Genomic DNA, 537 nt, shown 5'->3' with positions numbered 1-537 from the left:
GAAGTATTTAAATCTTCCGGCGATACTGGTACGAACCCGACATTATCCTTCACTCCACCAATAACATTTAGGTAGTCTGGCGATGCGTAAGCACCCAATGAAACCAGAGCACAGACCCCAATTACAACTGCATTTTTCATTAGCCTTTCCCGTTTAGCTCTACTGTTGCCCTTACTAGGACAAATACACAGCAAGTAAAGATGCAGTTGCGCCACGAAAAGGGCATAAAAAAAGCGACCCTCCCACTGGATGCGTCGCTTGAAAGAAATAAGAGACCACTAAGCATCTTTATTTCGCACTATCAACGTAGTGACCTAGCAATTCGGTGTTGACGGGGAAGGCACGTAGGAGTCCCACACAATCTCATAGTCTACATACCACTTATGGTAAGCTAGCGAAGAACCATTCTGTAACTTCATACCATAATCAAACCCTGCATTGGAACTTCCTTTATCGGCTGTAGGGGCTGTTAAAGTTTTATAATGTGGACTATTGAACACCGCACCACTAACTACAACTTCTTCATCCCAATCATAC

General features: G+C 43.8%; 1 protein-coding gene. It reads right to left on the bottom strand.

Translation table 11 applies throughout. The annotated features are described in order from the left end of the window. Positions 1-314 precede the first annotated feature (314 nt). A partial coding sequence (locus tag AB4585_RS24960; protein ID WP_372171442.1) for a hypothetical protein occupies positions 315-537 on the bottom strand: 223 nt, incomplete at its 5' end.

The organism is Vibrio sp. 10N.222.49.C9 (assembly GCF_041474985.1).
Taxonomy (GTDB): domain Bacteria; phylum Pseudomonadota; class Gammaproteobacteria; order Enterobacterales; family Vibrionaceae; genus Vibrio; species Vibrio crassostreae_C.
The sequence above is the reverse complement of the archived record's forward strand: the minus strand, read 5'-3'. Positions and strand labels throughout refer to the sequence as shown.